This is a genomic window from Nocardioides humilatus, from assembly GCF_008373755.1.
Lineage (GTDB): Bacteria > Actinomycetota > Actinomycetes > Propionibacteriales > Nocardioidaceae > Nocardioides > Nocardioides humilatus.
This window is the reverse complement of the sequence record NZ_VUJV01000197.1, coordinates 1-347: the sequence shown is the minus strand read 5'-3', so window position 1 is coordinate 347 and position 347 is coordinate 1. Positions and strand designations below refer to the sequence as shown.

Sequence of the window (347 nt, the reverse complement as noted above, 5' to 3'; positions counted from 1 at the left end):
GTCAGAGATTTATTGAATTGCACAAAAGGTACGAAAACAAAAAGTGAAATTACTACTACAACCATAAAAAGTCCAACCGCTGCTAGTACCAAAGCCTCAAGTCCTTACACCACCACGACTGTGAAAACGGAGTTAAATAAAGAACTCACAACAAAACCTGATCCAAAATTGACAACGAAATATTTTACCACCGAAACGAACGTCACGCAAGAGCACACAACTGCAAAAATGGCTGCAGCTGTAGCAAAGCCCCCTGAAAATCACGTTGTTGCTCCCGACGCTACCTCAGTTGAAGCGAAACCTGATAAAATTAAAGCTCATCGCAGTATCCAAGAGAAAGAGACCCC

1 protein-coding gene is annotated in these 347 nt (G+C 42.1%); it reads left to right on the top strand.

The features are described 5' to 3' along the window. A partial coding sequence (locus F0U44_RS24440; protein ID WP_188113657.1) for a hypothetical protein occupies window positions 1–347 on the top strand: 347 nt, incomplete at both ends.